A 21,879-nucleotide genomic window follows, 5' to 3' on the forward strand; every position below is an offset into this window, starting at 1 on the left:
ACATGAGCAACTATCGAGAATCCACGTATTCAGACGGAGACAGCCTTGACGAGTTCCGCTTCGAGCCGGGAGACAAGTTCGTTCGGCATCCGCACTACCGTGATCCGGTGGACGACCCCAACCCGACCGAGTGGGCGGTCACGAAACGGCGGTACGTCTACACCGTCGACTACCTCCCCGACCGGGACGGAACACCCGGGCCAGAGGATCACCGCGAATACGAGCTCGTGAGCGAGGACTTTGAGCGGACGACCATGACCGAGGCGGAACTCCTGACCGAGTGGAACTCGGCCGAGTAAAATGAGCTGCAACAAACACCGAGAACGAGTCCACGACGATTCTCCGCGCGGAGAACACTACCCCGACGACCGAACAGAACTCGCCTACGTGTACGACGGCCTGTCGTTACGTGCGATCGTCTTCGACGAGCGCGAAGTCGAGCGCTACCGCGAGGAAACGACTTTCACCGTGTCACTCACGCCGGCAGGTGAGTGCCAGATCGAGGGGAACTGCCGCGACCAACAAGAGTGAGGAACCAGTCATGAGCAAGAAAGAGAACTGCCCCGGATGCGGGGAACATGGTAGCATCGACGGCCGTATGGTGGACATGACCGACAAACGACTTCCTGTGTTGGTCTACAACTGTCCTTTCGAGAGTTGTCGTGTGAAGGAGTTTTTCGTCACGGAGGACAGCGAATGAGCGGATTAGCCGCGGTGGTGCGGGATATGAATCCAAACAACCTGCTCGCCATCCCCGAGATTAGCCGGACTCCCAAGCGGGCGATCCCGGTCGTCGTGTTCTTCCACGCGATCGCGGACCTCGTCACCGCCTACTGGATGATGGACACGCGAGGGACCGCCGTCGAGGGCAACCCTCTGACTGTCGCGGTCTACAACCACGGTCCGGAGGTGTACGCGCTGTTCATCGTCTTCGCCGTGGCTCTTCTCGGTGGTCTGTTCTGGCGGTGGAGACACGACCTCTGGAGCAACGAGTGGACGCCCGTCCTCGTCGAGCTATTCCTTATCGCTGGTATCGCCATGACGCTCGGGAACGCGATAACCGCACTGGGATACTTCTGACCGCTTTGACTGACAAATGAGCCAAGCAGTCCTAATTGTGGGCGCCTTCTGGTTCGGCCTGTTGGCCTATTGCGCGATGCATGATGTTCTCTCGTCACTCGTCAATTCAGACTGACGGATGAAACCCCATCCGGAGTTCTGCCTCGACTTCTCTTGTGGTGTGATAACATGCACCCAAAATTAAGCAGTCTCAACACGATACAGAGTCCATGACGGACGATAAGACACTCAAGGCGAAAATCGAAACGGCCGAATTAGACGGCTGGAAGGTGGCTGAGAAAAAGGAACACACTGCCGTAGTGAAGAAGCGGTCTCTGGGATCGCTCAAGTGGCATTTCGTCTTCTTGGTGTTCACTTTGGGAATTGGAAATATCTTGTACGCTCTTTACCGACTGATCCGACCGAAAAAGATGGTCCTGCATGGTGCGCCACAGGAAGAGATGAAAAAGGAGGCTATGAAGGCCAAGCGGGAACAGCAGAAGGAAGCAGCGAAGAATACCCGAGAGACGATGCGTACGCTGCGGAAGTTCTTCTAAACTGACTTCTACGACAGATACTCTTCGCTGAACTCGATCCCGATAGCTGCGCCCGGCCATGAATCTGGCAGGTATTCTTCTCCGAACGCCCCGAAAACCATCGCTACAATAGGGTTCTCGACATTACCGCGGCAGTTGATTTGATTGATAACTCCCGATACCGTGTCTCTCTGGGTCTCTTCCATCGCGATACCTCGTAAGTCAACCATGTATATTCTGATATGGGGTCTTGACGGTAAAACGCTGTCTCCAATTAGTTTAGGTATACCTCTACAACTAAGTAACCGCGCGACACGTCGCCTGTATGCGCCAGACGAAGACGCTTTGTTCTCGATGCGGCGCCGCGACTATTGACGAGAGCGGCGACTGGGTTCGGCTGACCCCAGAGGATTCCCTGGAGACGTTCAATCGAAGCTTCGATGCCTTCGACCTCTGCGACGACTGTCTCGACTCGTTCTGGGTGTGGTTTCTTCACTCCCGCTTGGACGATCACGAGCTCGAAGCGTTTCGGGCCGCAGAGGGCTTGGGCGAGTATGCAGAGGAGTAGTTGCGGGAAGTTTCGGACACCGCGCTTCAGACCTTCTCTCGGACATATACGTGAAACACCCGTGAACATTATACATAACACTCACGTAACTAATATCATGGTTAGCGAGGACAGAATCGAGGAAGAGGGCCTGACGACCGAAGATGTACTCAAGTACGAAACGGTCGAACCGCAGGAAGGTGTCGAGTGGCTCCCCGAGTGGGACGACCATCCCGAGGAGCGGCCCGGAGAGAACACCAGAATCGAGGACGACACGCTAATCTGGGAGAAAGAAGGGTTCGAGGCCCGACTCACCCACATCGAACCGACGAAGTGGCGCGCAGTCGTTGACGTCCCGCCAGAGTACGGCGAGACGTACGCGCGGGAGATCGACGTGAAGTGCAAGCCCATCCCGGAGCATGGGTTCGTCGAGTCAGCGGACACGGAGGACTACGAGCTCCAGCAGGCGACGCTGGTTCTGTCCGAGAACTTCCAGCCCATCCGCGAGGTGAACCGCTTCATCGAGAAGCTCATTGAGGACACGGAGGGGTTCAAAGAGTTCCAAGAGGACCTGGAGAACAAACTCGCCGCCGCTCGCGAAAACGAGGAGTAGCAGCATGTCCGACACCGCGCCTACGGCCGCGCCACAATCTACCGACGTGGGGGCTGGTCCGTCCGTCGAGGATGACGGTACTGTCCGCGATCGCGTGTGGGACGCGACGCTCGACCTCGTGAGCCGGCGGCCGCTCCCCTTCCAGGCGTGGCGTATTCGAAAGCGGGCGAAGCTCGACGACGAGAACGACCGGACGATCCGGCGGACCCTCTCCGTGATGGCCGACGCCGGCTGGCTGGTGCACGAGGACAATTCGAAGTGGTGGTACCCCGGACCGAAAGCGAAGGAACGCTTCGATGAGTACGACTGAACGCGTGCAGCGGGATACGTGTACTCGGTGCGGGAGTTCGATGAAGCACCTCGGAAAATCCGAACCAGCCCGGAACGGCCACCACGCCTCTGTCTTCCACTGTTCTACTTGCGACCGCCGCGTCCTTCGCGGCTAGCGGAGAATCAGGGAAAATCGGACGCTTCAGTAATCGAGTTCTTCGAGCATCTCCGCCAGCTCGTCGGCGTCGGCTTCGTCAACGCGCTCCAGTCCGTACTCTATGACCAGCGGGTAGTAGTGCCGGTTCTTCTCGAACCCGTCCTCGAACGCCCGCTCGTAAGTCGCCTTGACGGAGTTGAAGACGAGACCGAGTTCTTTCTTCTGCCCTGGCGGGAGGTAGACGTACACTCCTTCGTGTTCGTCCTTCACAGACTGTTCGTCCGTCTCGTCTGGTTCGGACTGTTCTGACTGTTCTGCTTGTTCGGATGGTTGTGACGTTTGTGATGGTTCGGACTGTTGGTCTTCCCTATCTGGTTCGGATTGTTCTGATTCCTGCCGGCGCCGGCGCATCCGCTGGGCGCGATCGTCGGTCATGCAGTCACCTCGGCAAGCCCGAATTGCTCATCAAGCGACGCGGCGATCTCCTCGAAGGTGGTGAGCTGGTCGCACTCCGGTTCGACCTCGAACAGCGACGCCCCTTCGTCGAGCGAGCGCTGAATCGCGGCCCGCTCCCGAATCTCCCACACCGGAACGTCAGGATAGGCTTCGTTGATCCACTCCACCATCTCTTTGGCCTGCTTCTTCCGCACGTCGATGCGGTTCGTGACGACGCCGACCTCGCGGATGCTCAATTCCTCGTCCTTGTAGTCGCCTTCGAGCATGGCTATGTGATCGTGGAGGAGTTCGAACGCGCGCTTGCTTGTCGTCTCGGCGAGTGCGGGAATGAGCACGTTCCGCGTCGCGTACAGTGCATTGTCGACGAGGTCGCCAAGGTTCGGCGGACAGTCGACCAGGACGTAATCGTACTCGTCCTCGACGCCGTCGAGTGCCAGCGATAGTTGCTCGGCGCCACGGCGGGAGAGCGTGAGTTCGCGCTCGGCTTGGGTCATGTCGATGTTCGACGGCACAACGTCGATCCCCATCTCTGGGTGCGTGCGCATGATGTTCGTGATCTCGTCGCGCTTCTCGGGTTTCGTCAGGACGTCGAACAGCGACGGCGGCTGTTCGTCGTACGCATCCATCATCCCCAGATTCTCCGTTGCGTTGCCCTGCGGGTCGAGGTCAACGAAGAGGACATCATGACCGCGATCGGCAATAGCACCGGCGACGTTGACGGCAACAGTCGTTTTTCCGACGCCGCCCTTCTGGTTCGTCACAGCCAGTTTTGCAGGTTCTGCCATACAAACTGGTTTGACTATACCAACCGTAAAAACTCTACTGGATAGTTAGGATATCTCGTCTCTTACAGGCGGTGCAGAGCGATACCGTGTTCTTCCTCCGCGGCGTCTTCGATCTCCGCGACCCACTCCTGCGGGAGGCCGTCGCGCTGGTCGTCGAGGATGCGTAGCCACCGCTTCTTCACCTCATCGCCGAGCTCGTTGAGGTACTCGGGACCAACCGGTTCGTAGTCGGGCGGCTCCTCGTCGGGCATCACGGGCTCCGAAATCCCGAGTCCGTAGTACGCCATCGCACGGTGCATATACTGCTTCACCGTGCCTTTCGAGGAGTTCATCTTCTTCGCGATCCCGCCGTAACTGTAGCCCAACTCGCTCCACGCGACGGCCTCCGCTTCCGACCGGCGAAGTTCGGTTATACGGGCGAGGTAACTGGTCCGACGTGTTGTGAATCGGTCTTCATCCATATGCAGATGGGTGCCACGGCAGCGAGTAAAACCTTCGGAGAGCGCGGTGAAACTAATCCTCGTCGCCTCCGAGAAGAAGATTGTTCTGGCGTGTGATCCAAGTTGAATAACGAATCAGAAGCCGAGCTTGTCGGCGGCCCACTCCTCGCCAGCCTGTGACTGCATCTCTTCTCCGTTGTTGAAGTCCGTGTGCTCGTCGACGTAGTCGTTGAACTCATCGTCGGGGATGGCTTCTAAGTCTTCTTCAGAGTCGATGGTCCACGGACTCGACTCAAAGAACTCCTCGATCGTGCCGAAGTCAGTATGCCGCTGCATGAAATCAGGCGTGAAGAGTTCCTCCAGAGTCAACTCGTGCTCGCCGTCTAAATCTTCAGCGGCGTCCTGTAATTCTTCTAGATCGTCTTGGAGTTCGTCTAAGCCGTTGATCTCCATACCCCAACTATAGGATGAATACGTAAAAAGTTCTCGCAAATTTCCATATAGCGGGATATACTTTATAGAGGGCTATATTAGCCGTCTACCCTCTATAGAGCGCCTGAAACGTGTGAATTAGCTCTATTGGCTCTACTTTCGTTTAATCCAATAGCCGAAACCAGACTTATGGGGGTCGACGCTGTAGGGGAAGCACGGAAGATGGAACCAGAACCTGACGGGGCTAATCCCGGGGGTTACACCCTCGAAGACGCACTCCAACGACGCCTCACTACCATCGAGAGCGGCACCTACGCGAATAGCCTCGCGACGGCCGTCGCAGACTTCCGCGATCGCGTCGTCGGGCACACCGGGTTTCCGATGTATGATGTTGACGAGGATCAATGTCGCGAGTACGCGCACGCGCTCCACGAGGCCGTCCGTGAGGACGAGCTCGCCGCGTCGACGACCCGCACCTACTACGCGAACTTCCGGGCGTTCCTCTCCTGGTGCGTACGCGACGGCATCATCGACGCGAACCCGGCCGAGCGGAACCGGGCGACGGACCCACTCCCCAAGACCGAGGACGACGTTGACCGCCAGTTCTGGGATCCACTGGTTCGCCAACGGTTCCTGCGGTACATGGACGGGCAGGTCGACCGGACGCTCGACGATAAGACCGACCACGATCGACTCCAGATAATGCGGGACCGCGCCCTCGCGTACGTCATCGGACTCTCCGGAGTCCGCGGTGCGGAGATCCTCCGCGATCCAGACGACGAGCGACGCGAGGGCCTGCGGTGGTCTGATGTCGACCTTGACCGCGGGATACTGGAGGTCCTTGGAAAGAGCCGGGAGCGAGAGACGGCCCAACTCCCGACGCCCGCGGCCGAACGCCTCGAACGGTACCGCGACCAGCTCGAGCCGGAGGATGACTGGCCGGTGTTCCCGACGCTCCACCCCAGCACGCTCGCCCAGCAGTTGGACGTGCCCGGCGAGGACGATCGCGTCGACGAGGCCCGGGAGCGAGGGCTGTCACTCCCCGCGATGTCCATCCAGGCTGGCCGGAAAGCAGTACGAAAACACTCCGAAGCGGCCGGTCTTCCGCCCGGAGACGACGAGTATCTAAAACTCCACGGCGCACGCCGCGGTCTCGGCGACGAGCTGTATCGGGAAAAGGCCGAACTCGCGCAGGAAGTCCTCCGACACAAGAGCGTCGAGACGACGCACAAGGCCTACTCCGACGAGCGGACCGCGCAGATCCGGGAGGACGTCGAGGACGTGCTCGGGTTAGACTAGAGTTTTACATATATTGGATACATATACGGAATATATGGATGAAGACATCGGGGCCATCATTCTGTTCGTGGTGTTCCTCTTCTTAGCCGGTGGGATACTCTTAGGAACGGCTACGGACGCGTTTGAGATCCTGAGCTCCTACTGGTGACTGCTGCTCTTAAGCTATCAGTCACGCCTCTGGCGGACTCATACCGAGCTTATCCATTATCCACCCGGCCGCCCGGTTGATTGGTCCGGTCTCAATTCTCCGCCGTTTCTTCGTCGTGATGTCGTCAGTCGAGGCGCCTGCCAGTGACGCGATCTCTGAGAGTTCGTCGATCGCCTGTTCTGGGGATTCGGCGTTGGTCTCGAAAACGATGTAGATGTCTCCCTGGTCCGCGACGTCGAGGGCCACCTCCTCGGATAGTAGGTCTGGCCAGTCCGAGCTCAGGGGGAGCGAGGCGACGTTGAAAAATCGGCCGTGATCGAAGTCAACGAACTCGACGCTGAACGTGAACTCCCCGGTATCGAACTCTGTGAGCGCGTCGTCGGTTTTCTCCGGGCCGAGAACTTCGGCGTACAGTTCGGTGAGTGATGCGTCTTCGTCGGATGAATCGTTGGTGAACATGGTTGCGGATGGAATCTGTGATTAGTCACGCACGCACGCGACGATCGTCGTCCTCGAGCTCCTCTGCCCGCAGCTCGCCCCGCTCACAGAGAAAATCTGACCTCTCTGTTCCAACTCTGACTATCTTCACGCGCGCGTTCTTCTAGTTACTATGCGCCTACGCGGCGCGCAGCAGGCAGCGTGCAAAATCAACACGAAACCGCCACACGGCGCAGTGATGGTGTTCTGAACGCCTTTCTTCAGCCCCCGTGCAATTCAGAGCACCTCCTCAACACCGTCCCAGTCGGCCTTGATAGCCTTCTCCCCGATGGAGGTGAGCTTGAACACTCCATTTTCCTTCTCGACACAGTGGCCAAGCTTCCGAGGATCGTTGATGTACTTGTACACCGTCCGCTCCGCGACGACGTCGGTCGCCTCTGCAATATCACCACCGCTGGTGAGCGTCCCGGATTCATCGCGATGAATCTCTTCGAGAATCCAGATGTAGTTATCGCGGCGCTCGGTATCCTCGTTGATCCAGTGACTGACCGCCTTCGGTATCCCGAACTCCTGCATGACGCGCTTCCGTTTCTTCTCGTCGGCTTCAGACGATGCGAGGAACGAAAGCCGCCGTTCGGCGTTGTCCTCGACGCGGCGTAGCGACAGGTCGCTCGGGATATCGTGTTCGCGACGACGCTCCAGCGCTGCGTCTATCACCTCGTCGTCGACAGTGTCGCCCGCGTTGACCGGGCGCGCGTCGCCGGGAAGATCGCTGGGGAAGAGGTGCCACTGCCCCAACTCTGGCGTGACCTCGCTTTCAGTATCCAGCTCGTACACGGTCCCCGAGAGAACGTCTATCCAAAGGTCGCGGTCGCCGTGTTTCTTGAGCCACCCATCTCCGTGGTACTGCCGGACACGAGCGCCCCATGACTTGCCGTAGCGGTCCCGCCAGTGTTCGTCGCCGGAACCGAGACCGCATCGTGCCCCGCGCCACTGTATCGGGTAGTCCTTCCGACCGTCGTTCAGCAGCATTCCCCACCCGGTACTGAAGCTCTGGAGTTGCTCCTTCTGGTCGTGGCTGAAGTTAAACGAGTCGTCGAGCGTCTTTATCTCCTCTGCGCCCAACTTCAGCAGGATCTTGATGGGCATGTTCGTCCGGACTGCCTTGGACACCTCGTTCAGCTTCTGTGTCGATCCGATGAGCATCACTCGCCTCGATCCGCCCTGCTGGGCGATGTCGTAGAGCGTGTTCCGTAGCGCCTTAATCTGCTTCCGGTAGTCGGTCTGACCGAGCTTCGACGGTGCGAGGTTGTCGATCTCCCTACTCTCCAGTGCCGCCCGCGGAAGCCGCGGGTGCTCGTCCCGGATACGGAAGATGAACCGGTACCAGAGCGTCTGAACAAGGTACTTGAGTCCCTCGTTCCGGTCCTTCAGGAAGTTACAGTTGAGGACAGCCACGCGGTCCTTCTTGAACTCCTCAACGAGGTCCAAGTTGGTCTCCGCACCAGTGTCCTCGATAAGCCCCTCGCCGGCGAGCATCATCAACGCGTCCGCGCAGTCCTCCAGCAACGCGTCTTCGTCCATCTGGTAGTGTATCTCCCGGATCTCCCCCTCTGATGCCTCGACCTCTTCAGCGTCGGCGAGGATCTTGTTCCCGTCCTCGTCCTCCCGGAACTCGTCGTCGGCGATCTCCTCGACGGTGATGGTGGCTTCGACCTCTTCCGCGTACGTCTTGAGCTTCGAGACGAGGTCCTCGACTTCACCAGTCGTTTGTTGAACCTCGTTGAGCGCCTTCCCGACGCGGCGCATCGTGTTCTGGTCGTTCGTCGTGACGCCGGCGAGGTGGAGGATTAGCTTCGGCGTCAGGTCGTCGATGCCGATGGTAAACCGCTCGTAGTTGGACGGGAGTACCTCGGGAACGCCGCTGGTTGCCGGGACGTACACGACGGTCTCGTAGCCTTTCGGCCCCTGGCCGAACTCCTCCAGATTCTCCTTGATCCCCTCGTCGTCCGACGGCGTCGCGATCATCGGCGTCTCGTTCCGGCCGTCGTCGTAGCAGGAGAACCACTTGTACGGGTGCTCATCCTTGAGGTTCCCACAGATGCTGGCGATCGTGGAGTCCTTCCCCTGACGGGGCAACGCCACGACGAGGATATGCTCGCAGTCCTCGTGGCTGATGACGGGCGCGACGTCGTCGGGGGACTGCGCCTGGTCGGCGCGCATCCGCTTGCGGCCGATGGGCGTGATGTCGCCCTGCTTCGAGGACGCACCGCCCGGGAGGTCCAACTGCTGGAGCGTCACGGGTGCGTATGGCGTGGTGTCACGGATCGAGCTGAGGTAGCCCAGCTCGATAGCGAGACGAACCTGCGTCTCGAACTCGTTGCCTGCGTCTGGCGGTGTCTCTCCCCGATCGCGGATGTCCATCTGCTTCTGAAACGCGAGTTTCGTCTCTCTGTCGACCACGTCGAGGCCGTCCGTCGACGGGGAGAGAACGTCGGAAATGTCGGGGTGGTCGCGCAGGTGCCAGTGGATTGCGGTGAGGAGGTAGTCGATCGGGAGCGGCGAGTCCCCGGCGAGTGAGTTCCGGGCCGCGGAGATAAGCGCCCGGACCGTTGCCTCGTGTTCGGTCCGTTGTTCGTCTGCCTGCTGTTGGATCCCCGCGTTCGTAATACTCCGCAGTGCGGCCTGTACCTCTTCCTCGTCCGTCGGCTGGATGTCGTGGTATGGATTCGTCTCTGGAGTGCTCATAGTATGAAAAACGGGCAGTGGTTAGTCTGCGGTCGTCGACGGCGTCGAACCGGGCGCGCTCGGCAACTCCGGCCGGTCCGGCATCATCTCGTAGGCGTCCCGCGGGACGTTGACGCCGCGGAGGTCCTCCGTGGGGTCAACCTCGGGGAGCTGGAAGATCGGTTCGCCGTGCGCGCCCATGAACCGTTCCGAGAACCGGGACTGCATCTGACTCATCTCGGGGAGCCGGCGCTTCGACGCGGGGTAGACGAGTGTCAGTTCCACTTCCTCTCCGGACGCCGTCTCGGTCATGAGCGTCGTCTCGGCGAGCGAGTGTTCGTCCTCGACCATCGCCCGGTACCGCTCCCGGACCAGCGCCGGGTCGTGGCCGAGGTTCCTGCCGAACTTCGTGTCGGACGCGTTCGTGATGACCTCGTACGCCAACTTGCTCTTCGTGACTATCTCGTCCGGTGAGCCTTTCACCGTCTTCGAGATCTCCCGGTTGATCGAGGGGATCTCAATGTTCTCCAGGTGTCCCGGGAGGTTGGGCTTCATCTGCTTGAGGTTCCGGGCGTACTGCTCCATCACGGACGGGCTGACTTCCTCGCCCTGCGTGGTCATCTCCCAGAGTCGCTGGGAGAACTCGTCGATGAACTCCTCGCGGTCGTACGACGCGTACGAGCGCCCGGCCGCGCGACCCATGTAGCAGGTCACGTCCGGCGTCTCGACAGTCTTCACCAGCGCCATCTGTGCGTCCCAGTACTCCGCTGCCGACGGCTCGCGGTGTCGCTTGATACGGCGCGAACGGAGCCGTGAGAGGGTGTAGAACGTCCCCAGTGCAAGAAGCGGGCCAGTGCCGAAGAGGATGACCGCGGCGGTCGCAGGCCCTATCCAGATGCCGGTGTACACGAACTGGAGTCCGACGGCGATAGCGTAAGGAAGCCCCAGCCGCCACATGAGGGCGCCACTCTCGAAGGCGGCGGAGAGGTGGAGCGTGAACTGCTTCAGTTCTTCAGCGAGAGCGACCTTCCACGGGACGTTCTCCGTAGCCTCTTCACTGCTGTCGTCGTCTGCCTCTGCCGTTTCCGGCGAGTGCTCGGTGCCTTGGAACGACGGTTCTGCATCTTCGAGCCGATCCGCAAGGCGCTCGGCGCCGGTCGCGGCGGCAGTGAACGCCCCTTCGCTGAAGTCGGAGTCAGGAAGCGCTGCAGGGTCCGCTTCACCGTCGCCAGCCTCGGAGACCGACCGGTAGTCGATACCCTCTGCGTCGTGTGACTGCCCGTCAAGTGCTTTGTCGAGATAGTCCGCGATCTCCGACTGTGCCATCTCGCTCGTCACGATGACGGGGTGCATGTGGTCGCTCGACCGCATCTCGTCGGAGAGTTGCTTCACCGACGTGGTCAGCCATCCCGTCATGTTCGCCGCTTGCCGGGCCGCCCAGCTCCGGCGAAGGCCGATGTACCGGTGGTAGAGGACGACCGACACGACCGGCGGGAGCCACCAACTCTTCAGGATGCCGACGAGCGTCTTGAAGAACCAGTACGAGGAACCGCTGCTACTGACGTTCTGTGTCGCAACCGTCCATACTCCATAGGTCACAACCGTGATGAAGACGAACAGGACCACCTTCGCGATACGTGACGGCGCCGAACGCGGGTCGCCGAACACCTTTCGGAGGACGTACTCCACCTTCGACGACCGGCCGACCTGGTCGGCCACGTGATCGTCGGCCTCGGTATCGTCGTAGTTATCGAGCGACATGGTTAGTCACCTCCAGTCGGCGTTCCGCGACCGGTTCCCGACGGCGACGGGCGTTCAGACCGGCTCGTCGTCGGGATAGCGGCCTCTTCGCCAGTTCGGGTGCGGTTGAGTTCTTCAATCAGTTCTTCGACGCGCATCCGGGTCTTGCGGACCTCATTGCCCCGCTTGTACTCCTTCTCGGCCACACGGAGCGCTCGTTCGATGTTCGACAGTGCCGTCGCGGCGTTGAGCCGCGGGTCGACGAGCAGTGGGCGGAGCCACGTTTCGTCGCGGAGCGTCCGGTGCGTGACCGGGTCGACCTGCATTAGCTGCTCAACGCCGTGGTGTGCGTACACGATGTTGCCGTCCTCGTCATACAGGATGTCGCCGTCTTCGTCCTTCGCGACGATGCCCTTGCACGCTATCTCTACCATGTCGTCGACCGTCTCGATGCCCATCTCCGATCGCCAGTAGCGGGCGGCGTTCGTCCCGATCTCCGCGATATCCGAAATCTTGTGCTGGGCGGCCGCCTTCCGAGACCGCTCGTAGTCCTGCCGGGCTGCCTCCCGCTGGAGTTTGGATATCGGCATCGAGAGTTGCTGGAGCGTGAGGATCCACCCGTACTTGCGGCTCCAGTAGATGCTGATGATCGCGATGATCCCGATGACTTCCACCCACTGGAGTGGGTTCATCACCTGCGCGATCTTCAGTCCGACGTACTGGGAGATGCGGTTACTCCAGAAGTTCTCGAACAGTTGCGCTTTCTCTTCGGTGTCCTGTATCCACTCCTTCGTGTCTTCCGGGGTATCGCCGTATCCTGCGGCCGACGCGGCCGACGACGTGTAGTCGATAATCGGCTTCCACGCGGGGTTGATGTCGGTCGACGCCGAGACCGCCGTGTCGGTGGCGTACAGGTCGACCGTCTTCTGGGAGTCGTCCGGGAAGAAGAGCTCGAGCTCGTAGAAGCTCGTCGTGTTACGCGGGGCCGCGTCGTCCGCGTACGAAACCCGGACCACGCTCCCGTCGCCCACCACGTCAGCCGAGGCTTTCTCTTGCGGGATGCGTGCTGCCTCGACCGGGTGTGACAGGCTGAAGGTTGCGAAGCCGCCGCTGGTGTTGAACGACTCGTCGGGTTGGTCTATCTGGACGTCGACGTAGTCCTCGTCGGGCATGTCCGGTGTGATCCGGACCTGCGAGGCGTCTGTAGGCCCGGTCTGGTTGCTCTCACCCCCGGACTCGGTCTCGTTTTCCTGCACCGCCGGTGCCGGTGCCCACCCTCCGCTGCTGGGAGTGGTGGACTCGGGTGTAGGCGCCGTTGCCGCGGCCGCGGACGCAGGGACGAGCGCGCTCGCGAGGACGAGCACAATCGCGATAGTGGCGAAGGTCAGTCTCCGGCGGCTGCCGGACGCGGTGCTGTCGGTGCGTAGTTGCTGTAGCATCAGTGTGGTCTCCTGTTAGTCAGAGGTGGTCGCGCTGGTCCCGTTGCTGTCGGGCGACTGATTCGGCCACGGCTGCATCCCCGTACCCGACGCTTTGCCGTTCCGTTCGGCAACTTCCTCGGGATCCATGTCCATCAACTGGTCGGCCTGTTGGGACGACATGCCGGTCATGAGCGGGAGGAACATCGCCATCCACGAGCGCTGGCGCTGGCTCTGGAAGTACTCCTGGTTCTCCAGCATCTCCTCGTACTCCCGAACCTGATTACTGAGGACTGCGTTCAGGCGCCGCTCGTGCTTCAGGTCCGACTCCAGCTCCTCCTTGTCCTTGTGGAGCTGGTCAATCTCCGACGTCGACTTCCGGTCGGACGGGACGAACCGGTAGTCGTAGTTCTGGTTCGGGTCGTCGACGGTCTTGCGCTGTTTGGTGTGGACGGTGATCTTGTCACGGTCGCCCTCGACGGTCGTCGACTCGTCGCTGATGGGGATACGGACGATCGCCCGGTCCGTGGCGAGGCGGTAGTCACGGCCGCGGAGTTCCGCCTCGTCAGCGTTGAACTTCCGCCGCCAGAAGATACCGAGTACGCGCTTCTTGTGGAACAGCGGCGCTTCGAGCGCGACCGTCTCGTTCTTGTCGTCGTCGTAGATCGGACGCATCAGCGCCTTCTCGCAGTACATCGTCTCCTCTTCGGTCCCGTTCTTGGACTCATGGATCACACTGAGTTCGGTCGCCTTGCTCTCCTGGCGGCGGTAGACGAACGCCCCGCCCCACATGAGGACGAGTCCGAACATGATGACCGAGAGTTCTTCGAGGAACGCCGTATCCCCGGGACTCCCCGTCTTCGCGTACGTCCACGCGGCGTAAGTGAACAGACCAACCGAAAGGGTCGCCGCGAGGAAGAACAACTTCGCGGTCGGCGTCCACCGCTTCGGCCACTTCCGAAGCCCGATAGACTCGTTCCTGATGTCGGGTTCGGCGTCCTCCCGAAGCCGTTGTTCAGTGTCGTTCTGGCTCGACGCGTCGCCGCGGCGCCATGCGAAGATCTTGCCGCCCAGCCAGATGCAGGCGACCACGCCGAGGATGATCGCGACGGCGAAGAGGAGTGTCTGTGTGATGCCGCCTGAGAAGAGGGCGAGTGGCGTGTAGTTCATCAGTATCTCCCTCCAGAGTCGTCTTCGTCCTCGTCGTCGCTGGTGACGGCTTCAGTGGCCGCCTGAACCATCTTGGCCTGTTCGGGCGGCGGTGTCGTACTCACACCGCTACTTGCTGTCGTCGTGATGCCGTCGCCTTCGAGGTCTTCCTCGGTAAGCCCGAACTCGGAGAGGTCGATATCGAGTTCCTCCATCGTCTCGGGGTCGAGGTCGAGTTGAGTCGCTTCACTGGTCGAGGTGTTCGCGACCGCACGCCGGTAGAGTTCTTGCCCCTTGGCGAGGAACTGCCGCTCACCTTCGTCGTACTCCGTGAGCGTCTGGCGGAGAATGTGGCACTCGTGCTGGTTCGCAACGTCGTACAGCTCCGAGACGAGTTGGTCGCCTTCGTACTGCTCCATCAGGCGCTCGATAGTGTCCGTGACGGGCTTGCGCGTGAGTACGGGGCACTGAACGCCGTAGTTCGGGCAGCCTTCGCACGCGTCGGGGAACGCTTCCTCTGGTGTGTCCACGCCGCGGTGCGGGTACATCTTGTGCTTCGGGTCTTTCTGGAGTTCGGCGAGGCTCTGCTTGACCAGCGTCCGGACGCTCCCGTCGTGGTGCGTCGCCGTCTGTTCGAGGAAGAGGCTGATCTCCCACCACAGTTGGGAGTCGTCCTCGACGTGGTCGTGTCGACGTCGTAACTCCGAGCGGAGCTCGTCGAGTTCGGTCCGTTTGGGGCTTTGGTCGGATTGGGTACTCATGGGTTTTCGGTGTTGGTGAGAAGGTCGGTTCGCGAGTCGATGCTGGCAAGCGGCCACGGGAGGTCGTGCGGGTCCGGTGGGTCGATAACCATCGTCTCCGCTGGCAGTTCTCCCTCTGGCCAGAGAACGACTACTGGGTAGTCTTCGAGGACGCGCTGGCGGACTGTATCGCCCGGGTCGAACGGGAGATCGTCGGCGAGGTCGCTGGGGAAGTAGACCTGCGTCGTGTTCCTGACCGGGTTTGCACGGCCCTCACCGAAGGAGTCCATCGTGGCCCCTCCGGGTGCGGTACCTGTCTGGTGTGAACGTACATTGCTTGGTCATGTGACTGGTTTCGTTGAAACTGTTTCAACCGTTTAAACGCAGTTTGAGAAACGAACGAGCCGGATTAGTCGCGGACCCACCACGGATCCCAACCTCCGACTCGGCGGCGGACGGACGACCCTTGCCCTTCGTAATTCTCGCGGGCGTGCGAGGAGTTCTTCAGGACGAAGCTGAAGAATATCGCACCCATCACCATCCCGATCGCGTAGAAGCCCTGCGCGATCGTGATGAGCGCCCCGATGAACCAGAGGAACGCCATGAGTGCCCGCCAGATGCCGTCGAGGAAGCCCACTTCGGCGGAGCGACGTGTGAACAGCCAGTAACCGCCGACCATCGAGAGGAGAACAGCAGCCGGGAAGAGGACCCAATCAGAGGCCATCATCGGCTACCCTCCTGTTCCTCACGGCGCTTTCGGTCTGACCACCGGCCGTGGCTGGCGTTCAGTACGTAATCGCGGACGAACGGGCCGGCGAGTGCAACAAACACGATGATGGTGGCGAGGAACGCGGCGAGGAAGAACCCGCCAGGGTTGAGTAGGCTCACGAGGACGATGAACCCCGCGAGACCGTACGCGAACCACTGTAGTATGCTTGCCATTATCGATCCCTCCCGAGTACTGCGCCAGTTGCTGGTAGTGCTGCGAGCTGTCCCATGGGTTCGATCTGCCCGAAGATGTTGAGGTTCTTCAGGTCGGCCAGCGAGCTCCGGAGCGACTGAACGTCGTACTTGAACTTGTCTACCGGGCTGGGGTTGGCCGTGAACTTGACCTCCGCGTCGCGGTCGTTGAAGACGAACTGGACCTTCCCGTCAAGTTCCCGGACGAACACGGCGTCGTCCGCTTCCTGATTAACGGGGCGCCAGGGACCGTCCTCTGACGTTCGGTAGACCGCGCGCCACTCGTCGATAGAGCGATTCATCGACTCGTTCTCTAACGGAATCGTCACGTAGCTGCCGTTAGTTTCGGGCGCGGCGAACTGGTACTCTCGTTGTTCGAGTTCCTCGTCGCCACTGAGGGGATTGAGGCTACTAAGACGGTCAACGATGCCCTCGGCCTGTCGCTTTTGTTCGTCTCGCCACGACGGGACGATGACCGTCGGCTTGCTCGGGGCGAACGTGGCCTCAGAGTTCGCCGGGAGCGTGAACGTGATCTCCGTGTATGTCTCCTGCGTGTCGAAGTTGGTCACGTCGTGCCACGCTGCTGTCGTCGTGCCGTTCATGCTCTCCACGTCGCCGCGTTCAGTCGCGGGCATCATCTCGTCGGAGATGCGGACCGTCACGTTGACGCAGTAGCCGTTCGGGTTCTCCGCTTCGATCCGGTAGAACGCGTCACTCTCGGAGACGATGACGCGGGTGTTCGACTCCGTTGAGGTGGCCTCGCCGGTGTCGTTGAACTCCGCGATCGTCGAGTTGTCCCGGAACGCGTCGTGGACGACTTCCGTCGAGCAGTCCGCCGCTGCGGGTGAACTACCGGCCGCGGCGTTGCCGACGCCCATCGTCCCGACGACGAGCGAAGTCACCACAAGCGTGAGGACGAGTAGCGTCCCGATTGAAGTCGATCCGCGCCGGTCACGGTGCGGGAGGCAACTGTCCCAGAGCGACTTGAGCCACTTCGCGCTGTCGGAGCCCCAAAGGGCTTGGCCGACGTGTTTGAGTCGCTCGACGTCGACGACCGACACGACCCAGACGAACAGGACGACACCAGCGAGCGGCGCGATGTACGTCCCTCCCGACGCCGCAAGGGAAATGAGGAAGAGGGCAACCAGCAGGAATATGGCCGACGTGAGGACGAAGAACAGCAGGTACTCGCCCTGGTGCCACAGTTCCCGCGGGTTCAGGTTCGAGATGCGCCGGCGCGCCGCGCCAGCTCGCTTCCGTCCGAACCTATCTCGTTGGGTCATTCGTCATCCCTCCGCCGAACGTCGAACTTCCCGGACGGCATCCCGAACGACGGCATCGAAATGTCCGGGGTGAGCCACTTCCACGCTCGGTCGCCGTCGTCGGACCATCGGGAGACCCCAATGAACAGGAAGATCGACCAGAACAGGACAAACCCGACAGTCACCAACCCTGTGAATAGGGAGGTCCCGATCGACCAGAGGATCATGATGATGGCGCCAGTGACCTGGTCGTCTGGGTCCTCTGCTGACAGGGCGTTATTGGCGGCCTCGACGGTCACACTGTAGAACCAGTTCCCGATCTCCGCCGTGAGGGTGCCCTCCCGGGCGTAGTCCTTCGCGCCAGAGGCAATCTGCTTGATATCCTTCAGAGCCGCCTTGGTGGCCGCCATGATGAACTTGGGGAAGACTGCTATATCGCGTGGCATTCGGCGGATTTTCTCGCCGGGTGAGCGTCCTCCCATGGTTACCTCCAGAACATCAGCATGTCTTTCAGCCGCCCCATCCATCCCTGAACGTGCCACTTCCGGCGCCGGAGCATCGTCTGGAAGCGGTTCTCGTGGGCCTGCTTCCCCGCGTCGCGTTTCTTTCGTGGATCGTACAGGCGGCCGTTCCGGTCCCGTTTGCGCCGTCTATCCTTGTGCGTCATTGCGGAGTTCCTCCTGAGTTTGGTCGAGCCAGATGGTCGAGCGGATGTCACACCGTTCAGCGTTCGCGAGGCTTTCCGCACCGCAGTACTGCCCGATGAGTTCAGCCTGATACGACTGGTCGAGAGACTCGTCGTTCGCCATGCGGTCAGCGATGTCTCCGACGAGGTCGTCGGCATTCTTCGCCCCCTCGCCCTCGACTACCCAGGTGTGGTCGATGCTGCGGTTGGTTTCGTTCCACTCGCTCTCGTTCAGCGCCTGGAGAGAGGTGAGCGTGTTCGGATCCGTCGACTCGTTGAGCTCGCCGACGACGTAGACCGTCTGCGGTTCAGAGTCATCGTGCGCGATGATGACCTCGTGGACGTCGTAGCCGGTCGTGACTTCCACCGAGTCGCGAGCGTTTATCTCCTGCTCGTAAGTCGACGCGTTCCCGTTGACCGCCTGCTTGAAGGCGACCGCCCGGTCCGCGTTGGTAGTGTCGTCGTTGCCCAGCACGTTGCCGACCTGCGACTGTATCCGGGCGATTTGGCCTCTGACGCTGGAGTAGATGATGTCGATGCTTTCGCTCACCGACGACGGGATGATCCCGCTGTCCGTCTCGTTGGAGTCGCTACTCGACAGGAACCCGTCGATGGGGTCCGAATCGTTCGTGCTATCCTGAGCCGCCGCGACGCCGACGCCGCTCGGTAGGAGTGCGCCGACGAGTAAGACGGCGGTCAGGACGGTGATGAATTGCTTGAGTTTCATGTGTACTGCGGGGTCGGAGTTGGTCAGTCGCTCTTCGCAGACGCCGATGTTATCCCGGCGTCGGATGCTCACCAGCGGAGTCGAACCGCTGTATGCCTGCGTGAGTACGTCGAAAGAAGTCGTCGGGTGGCGTTAGTCTGCCAGCGCGGGGGAGATCTCCCCATCGCCCGCTGGCGTGGACCGGGCGACGGTCGTCATGTACTCCTCGGCGGCCGCAACTGCTTCGGAGTACGAGGTTGGTCGCTCGACGAACTCCTCGTCGCCGTCGATCGTGGTCGTCGTGACTGCCCAGCGTCGGCAGCCAAGGTCGACCGGCCAGAGTTTCACCTCGTCGCCACCGTAGCCGTCGCCGCGTCCCTTCCAGCGTTCGAGCCGGAGGGAGCGGTTGGTTCTGTACCACTGCCCGTCGGGGTCCGGAACGCCGGTCCCGCGCCGGAGGTCCGCGAGACGCCTGAAGAGCGTCATCGCGTTACACCCCCGCCGCGCGGGTGGCCTCGAAGTTGTTGATGCTCAGTGCGTCGAAGAGGCCGTCGACGGGCATCAGGCTCATCGGGCTGATGAGCGAGATGCCGTAGACGTCGAAGGCCTGGCTGAAGCTGGCGCCACCGGTGAGGTCCACGTCGACGGAGTCAGTCGCGCCGTGGTTCATGATCTGCACCGCGGAAGAGCCACCGAGGTCCTCGGTGTAGACAGCGTACGTGTCGCTGGTGTTCGCCGAGTCCGGGGCTTCCTCGTAGTAGACCGGGACGGCCTCGCCGTCGACCATCGCGGTCGCGGTCCAGATGCGGTCACCCGCTTCGGCGCTGGAGCCAGCAACCGGGAGCGGGTTCGTATCGTCGACAGAGTCCGAGAAGTCCTGTGCGACACTACCGTTACCCAGCGCCATCACGACCGTCGTGTTCTCGGTGACGTTCTTCGTCGTCGAGAGGTCGGTGTAGTCCTCAGCGTGGGCGTACGGCAGCGAGACGTTGACACCGAATGCGCCGAAGGACTCGCCCTCGCTCAGGTCGACGATGTTGCCAGCGTCGACGTCCGAGGCGCTGACGTACTCGACGGCGTAGGAGTCGTCAGTCTCGACGTAGGCCGTGAATGAGGTGTTGTCGGGGCTGGAGACGTTGGTGTTGTTGTACGCCGTGACCTCGATCGTGACGTTGTCGTTGATGCCGCGTTCGAGGTCGGCGAGTTCACCGTGGTTGACGGAGACGTTGAAGTGCCCGTCGTTGTCGGTGCTGTTCCACATCACCGTCTCGGGCGTCGAGTTCGCGTAGACGAGGTCGCCCGTGCCGTTGTGGGCGATCTCTACTTTCGACTCGTTGGAGTCCGCCTGGTACTGCACGACTGTCGCCTGCGAGGCGTTCGCGGTGAAGTTGGTGATGGTGCTACCCGTCTGGAGCTCGGTCGTCGTGGTTGTGTCGTCCGTCGCGCTCGTGTCGATGGTCGGCGCGGCGGCCATCGCGCCACCGCTGATGACCGACAGCGCCAGTGCGACTGCGAGCACGCTGCTAATCGCTTTTCGAGAGTTCATTGAGTTGTTGAAGGATGCGGTTGGTTAGTGGGCTGTACGTGCGCGGGGTCGGGAAGGGGAGGCGGAGGCACTCCTCCTCCGCTCCACCGTAGGTCTGATTGTTGGTAGGTCATGGATGGGTCTCCTCGAGCTCGATGTCTGGTAATGAGAATCTTTCAGTCTCTACGCGAGTGAATCAGCCGATACGTCTACACACAGAACTGCCCACTCCTACTCGTTTGCTCGTTGAACCTCAAACACGGTTCTCCCCTCGTTCACTTCGCCGTTGTTTGCCTTCGCAACGACAGTAAGCACCTGCCCTTCGAGGAGATACACTGATTGATTGATGGTAAGTGACTGTCGGTGATTTTGGCTCCCACTGAGATCATTCTCCGAGAACCGAACTTCGGATCCGTCGCGGTGGAGAGTGGCGTATATCTGATGGTCTGATGTTTGCCCTGTGAATTGCAGTGTGGCGTCGACATCGTACCAGCCCGTTGTGGGGGCAACGTAGCCATTATCTGGCTCTGAGAAAGCCCGCTCGAAGTCAGGAGCAACCGTGTCGAACGTCACCGTCTGCTCACTCCCGTCCATCGTTTGCGCTCCAAGTGAACTGCTCTTGAATATCCGAGCGTATGCTGACTTCGTAGCCGTTGGAACCGCGACCCCCAGTGACCAATCATGATTCTCGTCCTTTCCGTCAACAATCGCCATCGGCTCGCCGCCCCAGTCGCCCGCAAGAATGTCCATATGGTGCATCCCCGTCCGACGCCACGTACTCTCAATGAGTGAGTTGTCACCTCGAAGAATTGGGGACGTGTCCACCTCGGACCAACTAAACGACGACGTAGAGAGGTCAGTAATGCGGAACCAACGGACTTGCGTATTCGTCTGGTCCTCGATTGGCAATTCGATATGGTGAGGGTAGACGTGAGCACGGCCAGCGCCACCTTCCTCCGTCGAATCTGCCCCAATAGGGCTGTTGGCGTGTTCTGTCCACGATCGTCCCGTGATACTACGTCCTTCATCAGCGTACCACAGGGTTGCTTGGCCGTTCGTCGTCGTGATTAGATACCAACGGCCTTCCCACCAGATAGGCGTCGGGTCGCTGTTGGCCGCCCCTGTGAGAATCGTCTCTTGTAGCGTCGGAGACGGCGTTGAATCGAACCCGTCGAACGTGTATATCTGGACGCCATTGCCCGAGTGTGACGGGAGTAGATACCACTGGTCGTCGATTTTTCGAAACAGTGAGTAGGAGTAATTGACCCCATCGGCTTGCCCGTCGAGGACCGTCCCAGATTGATAGGACAGGGAATCGGGAGAGGGGCCTTTCCAGTAGCCGATATTCTGAGAGTAGCTCCCGTCGCCGTCGTCGTCATGCTTGATTTCGGCCAGGAGATGGATCGTCCCGTCGACTGCCCGCCAGAACGGGTCTGCAATGAATCTGACGTTGTTGAGGTCGGTTACGTCCGACGCAGACACAACAGGATTCGAGAGTTGCGGGTGTTCCTTCCACGCTGGCGAGCCACCGAACTCCCCACTCATCACGTCGTGGGGGTTGTTTTGCGAGAGGTCCGCCCGTGCGCTTCGCGTGGTGCGTGCTTGCTCTGTATGTAACGATTCGGTTTCGGACGGTGGGAGCTGATACCGCTCGTCTGATTCAGCGAGCTCACCGTCGTCGTTCTTTTCCGCTCTCGAAAGGTCTCGGTTGGACATGTACTGAAAACCTCCGTTAAATCTGGGTCGTCCGCTGCGTGTCGTCGATCGCCTCTGCCGCCCGCCCGACG

At 60.8% G+C, this 21,879-nt stretch carries 30 protein-coding genes; 9 read left to right on the plus strand and 21 right to left on the minus strand.

What is annotated here, in order from left to right; genetic code table 11:
- Positions 1-2 precede the first annotated feature (2 nt).
- The 5 genes from D8670_RS21240 to D8670_RS20370 all read left to right on the plus strand — a co-directional run bounded on the left by D8670_RS21240 (position 3) and on the right by D8670_RS20370 (position 1,616).
- Complete coding sequence (locus D8670_RS21240; RefSeq protein ID WP_162994397.1) at positions 3-299, plus strand: hypothetical protein; 297 nt, start codon at positions 3-5, stop codon at positions 297-299.
- 1 nt (position 300) lies between these two features.
- Positions 301-531 carry a hypothetical protein gene (locus D8670_RS20360; protein WP_121819954.1) on the plus strand — a complete coding sequence of 77 codons (231 nt, stop codon included), beginning with the start codon at positions 301-303 and terminating at the stop codon, positions 529-531.
- A 10-nt stretch (positions 532-541) separates the two neighbouring features.
- On the plus strand, positions 542-700 hold the full coding sequence (locus D8670_RS21245) for a hypothetical protein (protein ID WP_162994398.1): 159 nt from the start codon (positions 542-544) through the stop codon (positions 698-700).
- Complete coding sequence (locus D8670_RS20365) at positions 697-1,080, plus strand: hypothetical protein (RefSeq protein WP_162994399.1); 384 nt, start codon at positions 697-699, stop codon at positions 1,078-1,080. Before D8670_RS21245 ends, D8670_RS20365 begins: the two co-directional genes overlap by 4 nt.
- Before the next feature lie 209 nt (positions 1,081-1,289).
- A complete protein-coding gene (locus D8670_RS20370; RefSeq protein ID WP_121819956.1) occupies positions 1,290-1,616 on the plus strand; it encodes a DUF8108 domain-containing protein in 327 nt (108 codons plus the stop codon).
- A gap of 8 nt (positions 1,617-1,624) precedes the next feature.
- Here the strand turns inward: D8670_RS20370 and D8670_RS20375 are convergent, their stop codons facing one another.
- On the minus strand, positions 1,625-1,801 hold the full coding sequence (locus D8670_RS20375) for a hypothetical protein (protein ID WP_162994400.1): 177 nt from the start codon (positions 1,799-1,801) through the stop codon (positions 1,625-1,627).
- Between the two features lie 119 nt (positions 1,802-1,920).
- On the opposite strand from D8670_RS20375, the gene D8670_RS20380 reads away from it, so the two are divergent.
- The 3 genes from D8670_RS20380 to D8670_RS20390 all read left to right on the plus strand — a co-directional run bounded on the left by D8670_RS20380 (position 1,921) and on the right by D8670_RS20390 (position 3,065).
- Entirely contained in the window at positions 1,921-2,163 is a 243-nt protein-coding gene (locus tag D8670_RS20380) for a hypothetical protein (RefSeq protein WP_121819958.1), read from the plus strand.
- A 97-nt stretch (positions 2,164-2,260) separates the two neighbouring features.
- Positions 2,261-2,755, plus strand: a complete 495-nt coding sequence (locus D8670_RS20385; protein ID WP_121819959.1) for a hypothetical protein — start codon at positions 2,261-2,263, stop codon at positions 2,753-2,755.
- A gap of 4 nt (positions 2,756-2,759) precedes the next feature.
- Positions 2,760-3,065: a hypothetical protein gene (locus D8670_RS20390; RefSeq protein WP_162994401.1), complete on the plus strand. Its 306-nt coding sequence runs from the start codon at positions 2,760-2,762 to the stop codon at positions 3,063-3,065.
- Positions 3,066-3,227: 162 nt separating this feature from the next.
- Here D8670_RS20390 and D8670_RS20395 read toward each other — a convergent pair whose 3' ends face one another.
- The 4 genes from D8670_RS20395 to D8670_RS20410 form a co-directional block, all read right to left on the minus strand.
- Positions 3,228-3,617, minus strand: a complete 390-nt coding sequence (locus tag D8670_RS20395; protein ID WP_121819961.1) for a DUF8160 family protein — start codon at positions 3,615-3,617, stop codon at positions 3,228-3,230.
- Positions 3,614-4,423 (minus strand): ParA family protein, encoded by an 810-nt coding sequence (locus tag D8670_RS20400; RefSeq protein WP_121819962.1) that lies wholly within the window; start codon positions 4,421-4,423, stop codon positions 3,614-3,616. The genes D8670_RS20395 and D8670_RS20400 overlap by 4 nt, the downstream gene beginning before the upstream one ends.
- Before the next feature lie 62 nt (positions 4,424-4,485).
- The gene (locus tag D8670_RS20405) at positions 4,486-4,884 is read right to left on the minus strand and encodes a sigma factor-like helix-turn-helix DNA-binding protein (protein ID WP_121819963.1); all 399 of its coding nucleotides are present in this window, start codon (positions 4,882-4,884) and stop codon (positions 4,486-4,488) included.
- Positions 4,885-4,998: 114 nt separating this feature from the next.
- A complete protein-coding gene (locus D8670_RS20410) occupies positions 4,999-5,316 on the minus strand; it encodes a hypothetical protein (RefSeq protein WP_121819964.1) in 318 nt (105 codons plus the stop codon).
- Positions 5,317-5,517: 201 nt separating this feature from the next.
- Between D8670_RS20410 and D8670_RS20415 the strand changes: the two genes are divergently transcribed.
- Positions 5,518-6,594, plus strand: a complete 1,077-nt coding sequence (locus tag D8670_RS20415; protein ID WP_162994402.1) for a tyrosine-type recombinase/integrase — start codon at positions 5,518-5,520, stop codon at positions 6,592-6,594.
- 169 nt (positions 6,595-6,763) lie between these two features.
- On the opposite strand, the gene D8670_RS20420 is transcribed toward D8670_RS20415, so the two are convergent.
- From D8670_RS20420 to D8670_RS20500, 16 genes are all read right to left on the minus strand, one after another.
- On the minus strand, positions 6,764-7,201 hold the full coding sequence (locus D8670_RS20420; RefSeq protein WP_121819966.1) for a hypothetical protein: 438 nt from the start codon (positions 7,199-7,201) through the stop codon (positions 6,764-6,766).
- Between the two features lie 255 nt (positions 7,202-7,456).
- Complete coding sequence (locus tag D8670_RS20425) at positions 7,457-9,643, minus strand: hypothetical protein (RefSeq protein ID WP_162994403.1); 2,187 nt, start codon at positions 9,641-9,643, stop codon at positions 7,457-7,459.
- Positions 9,644-9,949: 306 nt separating this feature from the next.
- Positions 9,950-11,668, minus strand: a complete 1,719-nt coding sequence (locus D8670_RS20430) for a hypothetical protein (protein ID WP_121819968.1) — start codon at positions 11,666-11,668, stop codon at positions 9,950-9,952.
- Between the two features lie 2 nt (positions 11,669-11,670).
- Positions 11,671-12,903 (minus strand): hypothetical protein, encoded by a 1,233-nt coding sequence (locus D8670_RS20435; protein WP_162994404.1) that lies wholly within the window; start codon positions 12,901-12,903, stop codon positions 11,671-11,673.
- Between the two features lie 198 nt (positions 12,904-13,101).
- Positions 13,102-14,235 (minus strand): hypothetical protein, encoded by a 1,134-nt coding sequence (locus tag D8670_RS20445; protein WP_121819971.1) that lies wholly within the window; start codon positions 14,233-14,235, stop codon positions 13,102-13,104.
- Positions 14,235-14,975 carry a hypothetical protein gene (locus tag D8670_RS20450; RefSeq protein WP_121819972.1) on the minus strand — a complete coding sequence of 247 codons (741 nt, stop codon included), beginning with the start codon at positions 14,973-14,975 and terminating at the stop codon, positions 14,235-14,237. The genes D8670_RS20445 and D8670_RS20450 overlap by 1 nt, the downstream gene beginning before the upstream one ends.
- Positions 14,972-15,244 carry a hypothetical protein gene (locus D8670_RS20455; RefSeq protein ID WP_121819973.1) on the minus strand — a complete coding sequence of 91 codons (273 nt, stop codon included), beginning with the start codon at positions 15,242-15,244 and terminating at the stop codon, positions 14,972-14,974. The genes D8670_RS20450 and D8670_RS20455 overlap by 4 nt, the downstream gene beginning before the upstream one ends.
- A gap of 119 nt (positions 15,245-15,363) precedes the next feature.
- Complete coding sequence (locus D8670_RS20460) at positions 15,364-15,678, minus strand: hypothetical protein (protein ID WP_162994405.1); 315 nt, start codon at positions 15,676-15,678, stop codon at positions 15,364-15,366.
- Entirely contained in the window at positions 15,678-15,896 is a 219-nt protein-coding gene (locus tag D8670_RS20465) for a hypothetical protein (protein ID WP_121819975.1), read from the minus strand. Before D8670_RS20465 ends, D8670_RS20460 begins: the two co-directional genes overlap by 1 nt.
- Entirely contained in the window at positions 15,896-17,197 is a 1,302-nt protein-coding gene (locus D8670_RS20470) for a hypothetical protein (RefSeq protein WP_121819976.1), read from the minus strand. Before D8670_RS20470 ends, D8670_RS20465 begins: the two co-directional genes overlap by 1 nt.
- The gene (locus tag D8670_RS20475; protein ID WP_162994406.1) at positions 17,194-17,658 is read right to left on the minus strand and encodes a hypothetical protein; all 465 of its coding nucleotides are present in this window, start codon (positions 17,656-17,658) and stop codon (positions 17,194-17,196) included. The genes D8670_RS20470 and D8670_RS20475 overlap by 4 nt, the downstream gene beginning before the upstream one ends.
- Positions 17,659-17,660: 2 nt before the next feature.
- Positions 17,661-17,843, minus strand: coding sequence for a hypothetical protein (locus D8670_RS20480; RefSeq protein WP_121819978.1), 183 nt, complete (start codon positions 17,841-17,843; stop codon positions 17,661-17,663).
- Positions 17,827-18,588, minus strand: coding sequence for a hypothetical protein (locus tag D8670_RS20485; RefSeq protein WP_162994407.1), 762 nt, complete (start codon positions 18,586-18,588; stop codon positions 17,827-17,829). Before D8670_RS20485 ends, D8670_RS20480 begins: the two co-directional genes overlap by 17 nt.
- Positions 18,589-18,720: 132 nt before the next feature.
- Positions 18,721-19,053 (minus strand): hypothetical protein, encoded by a 333-nt coding sequence (locus D8670_RS20490; RefSeq protein ID WP_121819980.1) that lies wholly within the window; start codon positions 19,051-19,053, stop codon positions 18,721-18,723.
- A gap of 4 nt (positions 19,054-19,057) precedes the next feature.
- Complete coding sequence (locus D8670_RS20495) at positions 19,058-20,113, minus strand: hypothetical protein (RefSeq protein WP_162994408.1); 1,056 nt, start codon at positions 20,111-20,113, stop codon at positions 19,058-19,060.
- 210 nt (positions 20,114-20,323) lie between these two features.
- Positions 20,324-21,808: a hypothetical protein gene (locus tag D8670_RS20500; RefSeq protein ID WP_121819982.1), complete on the minus strand. Its 1,485-nt coding sequence runs from the start codon at positions 21,806-21,808 to the stop codon at positions 20,324-20,326.
- Positions 21,809-21,879 lie beyond the last annotated feature (71 nt).

It is taken from the genome of Halostella limicola (genome assembly GCF_003675875.1).
Lineage (GTDB): Archaea > Halobacteriota > Halobacteria > Halobacteriales > Natronoarchaeaceae > Halostella > Halostella limicola.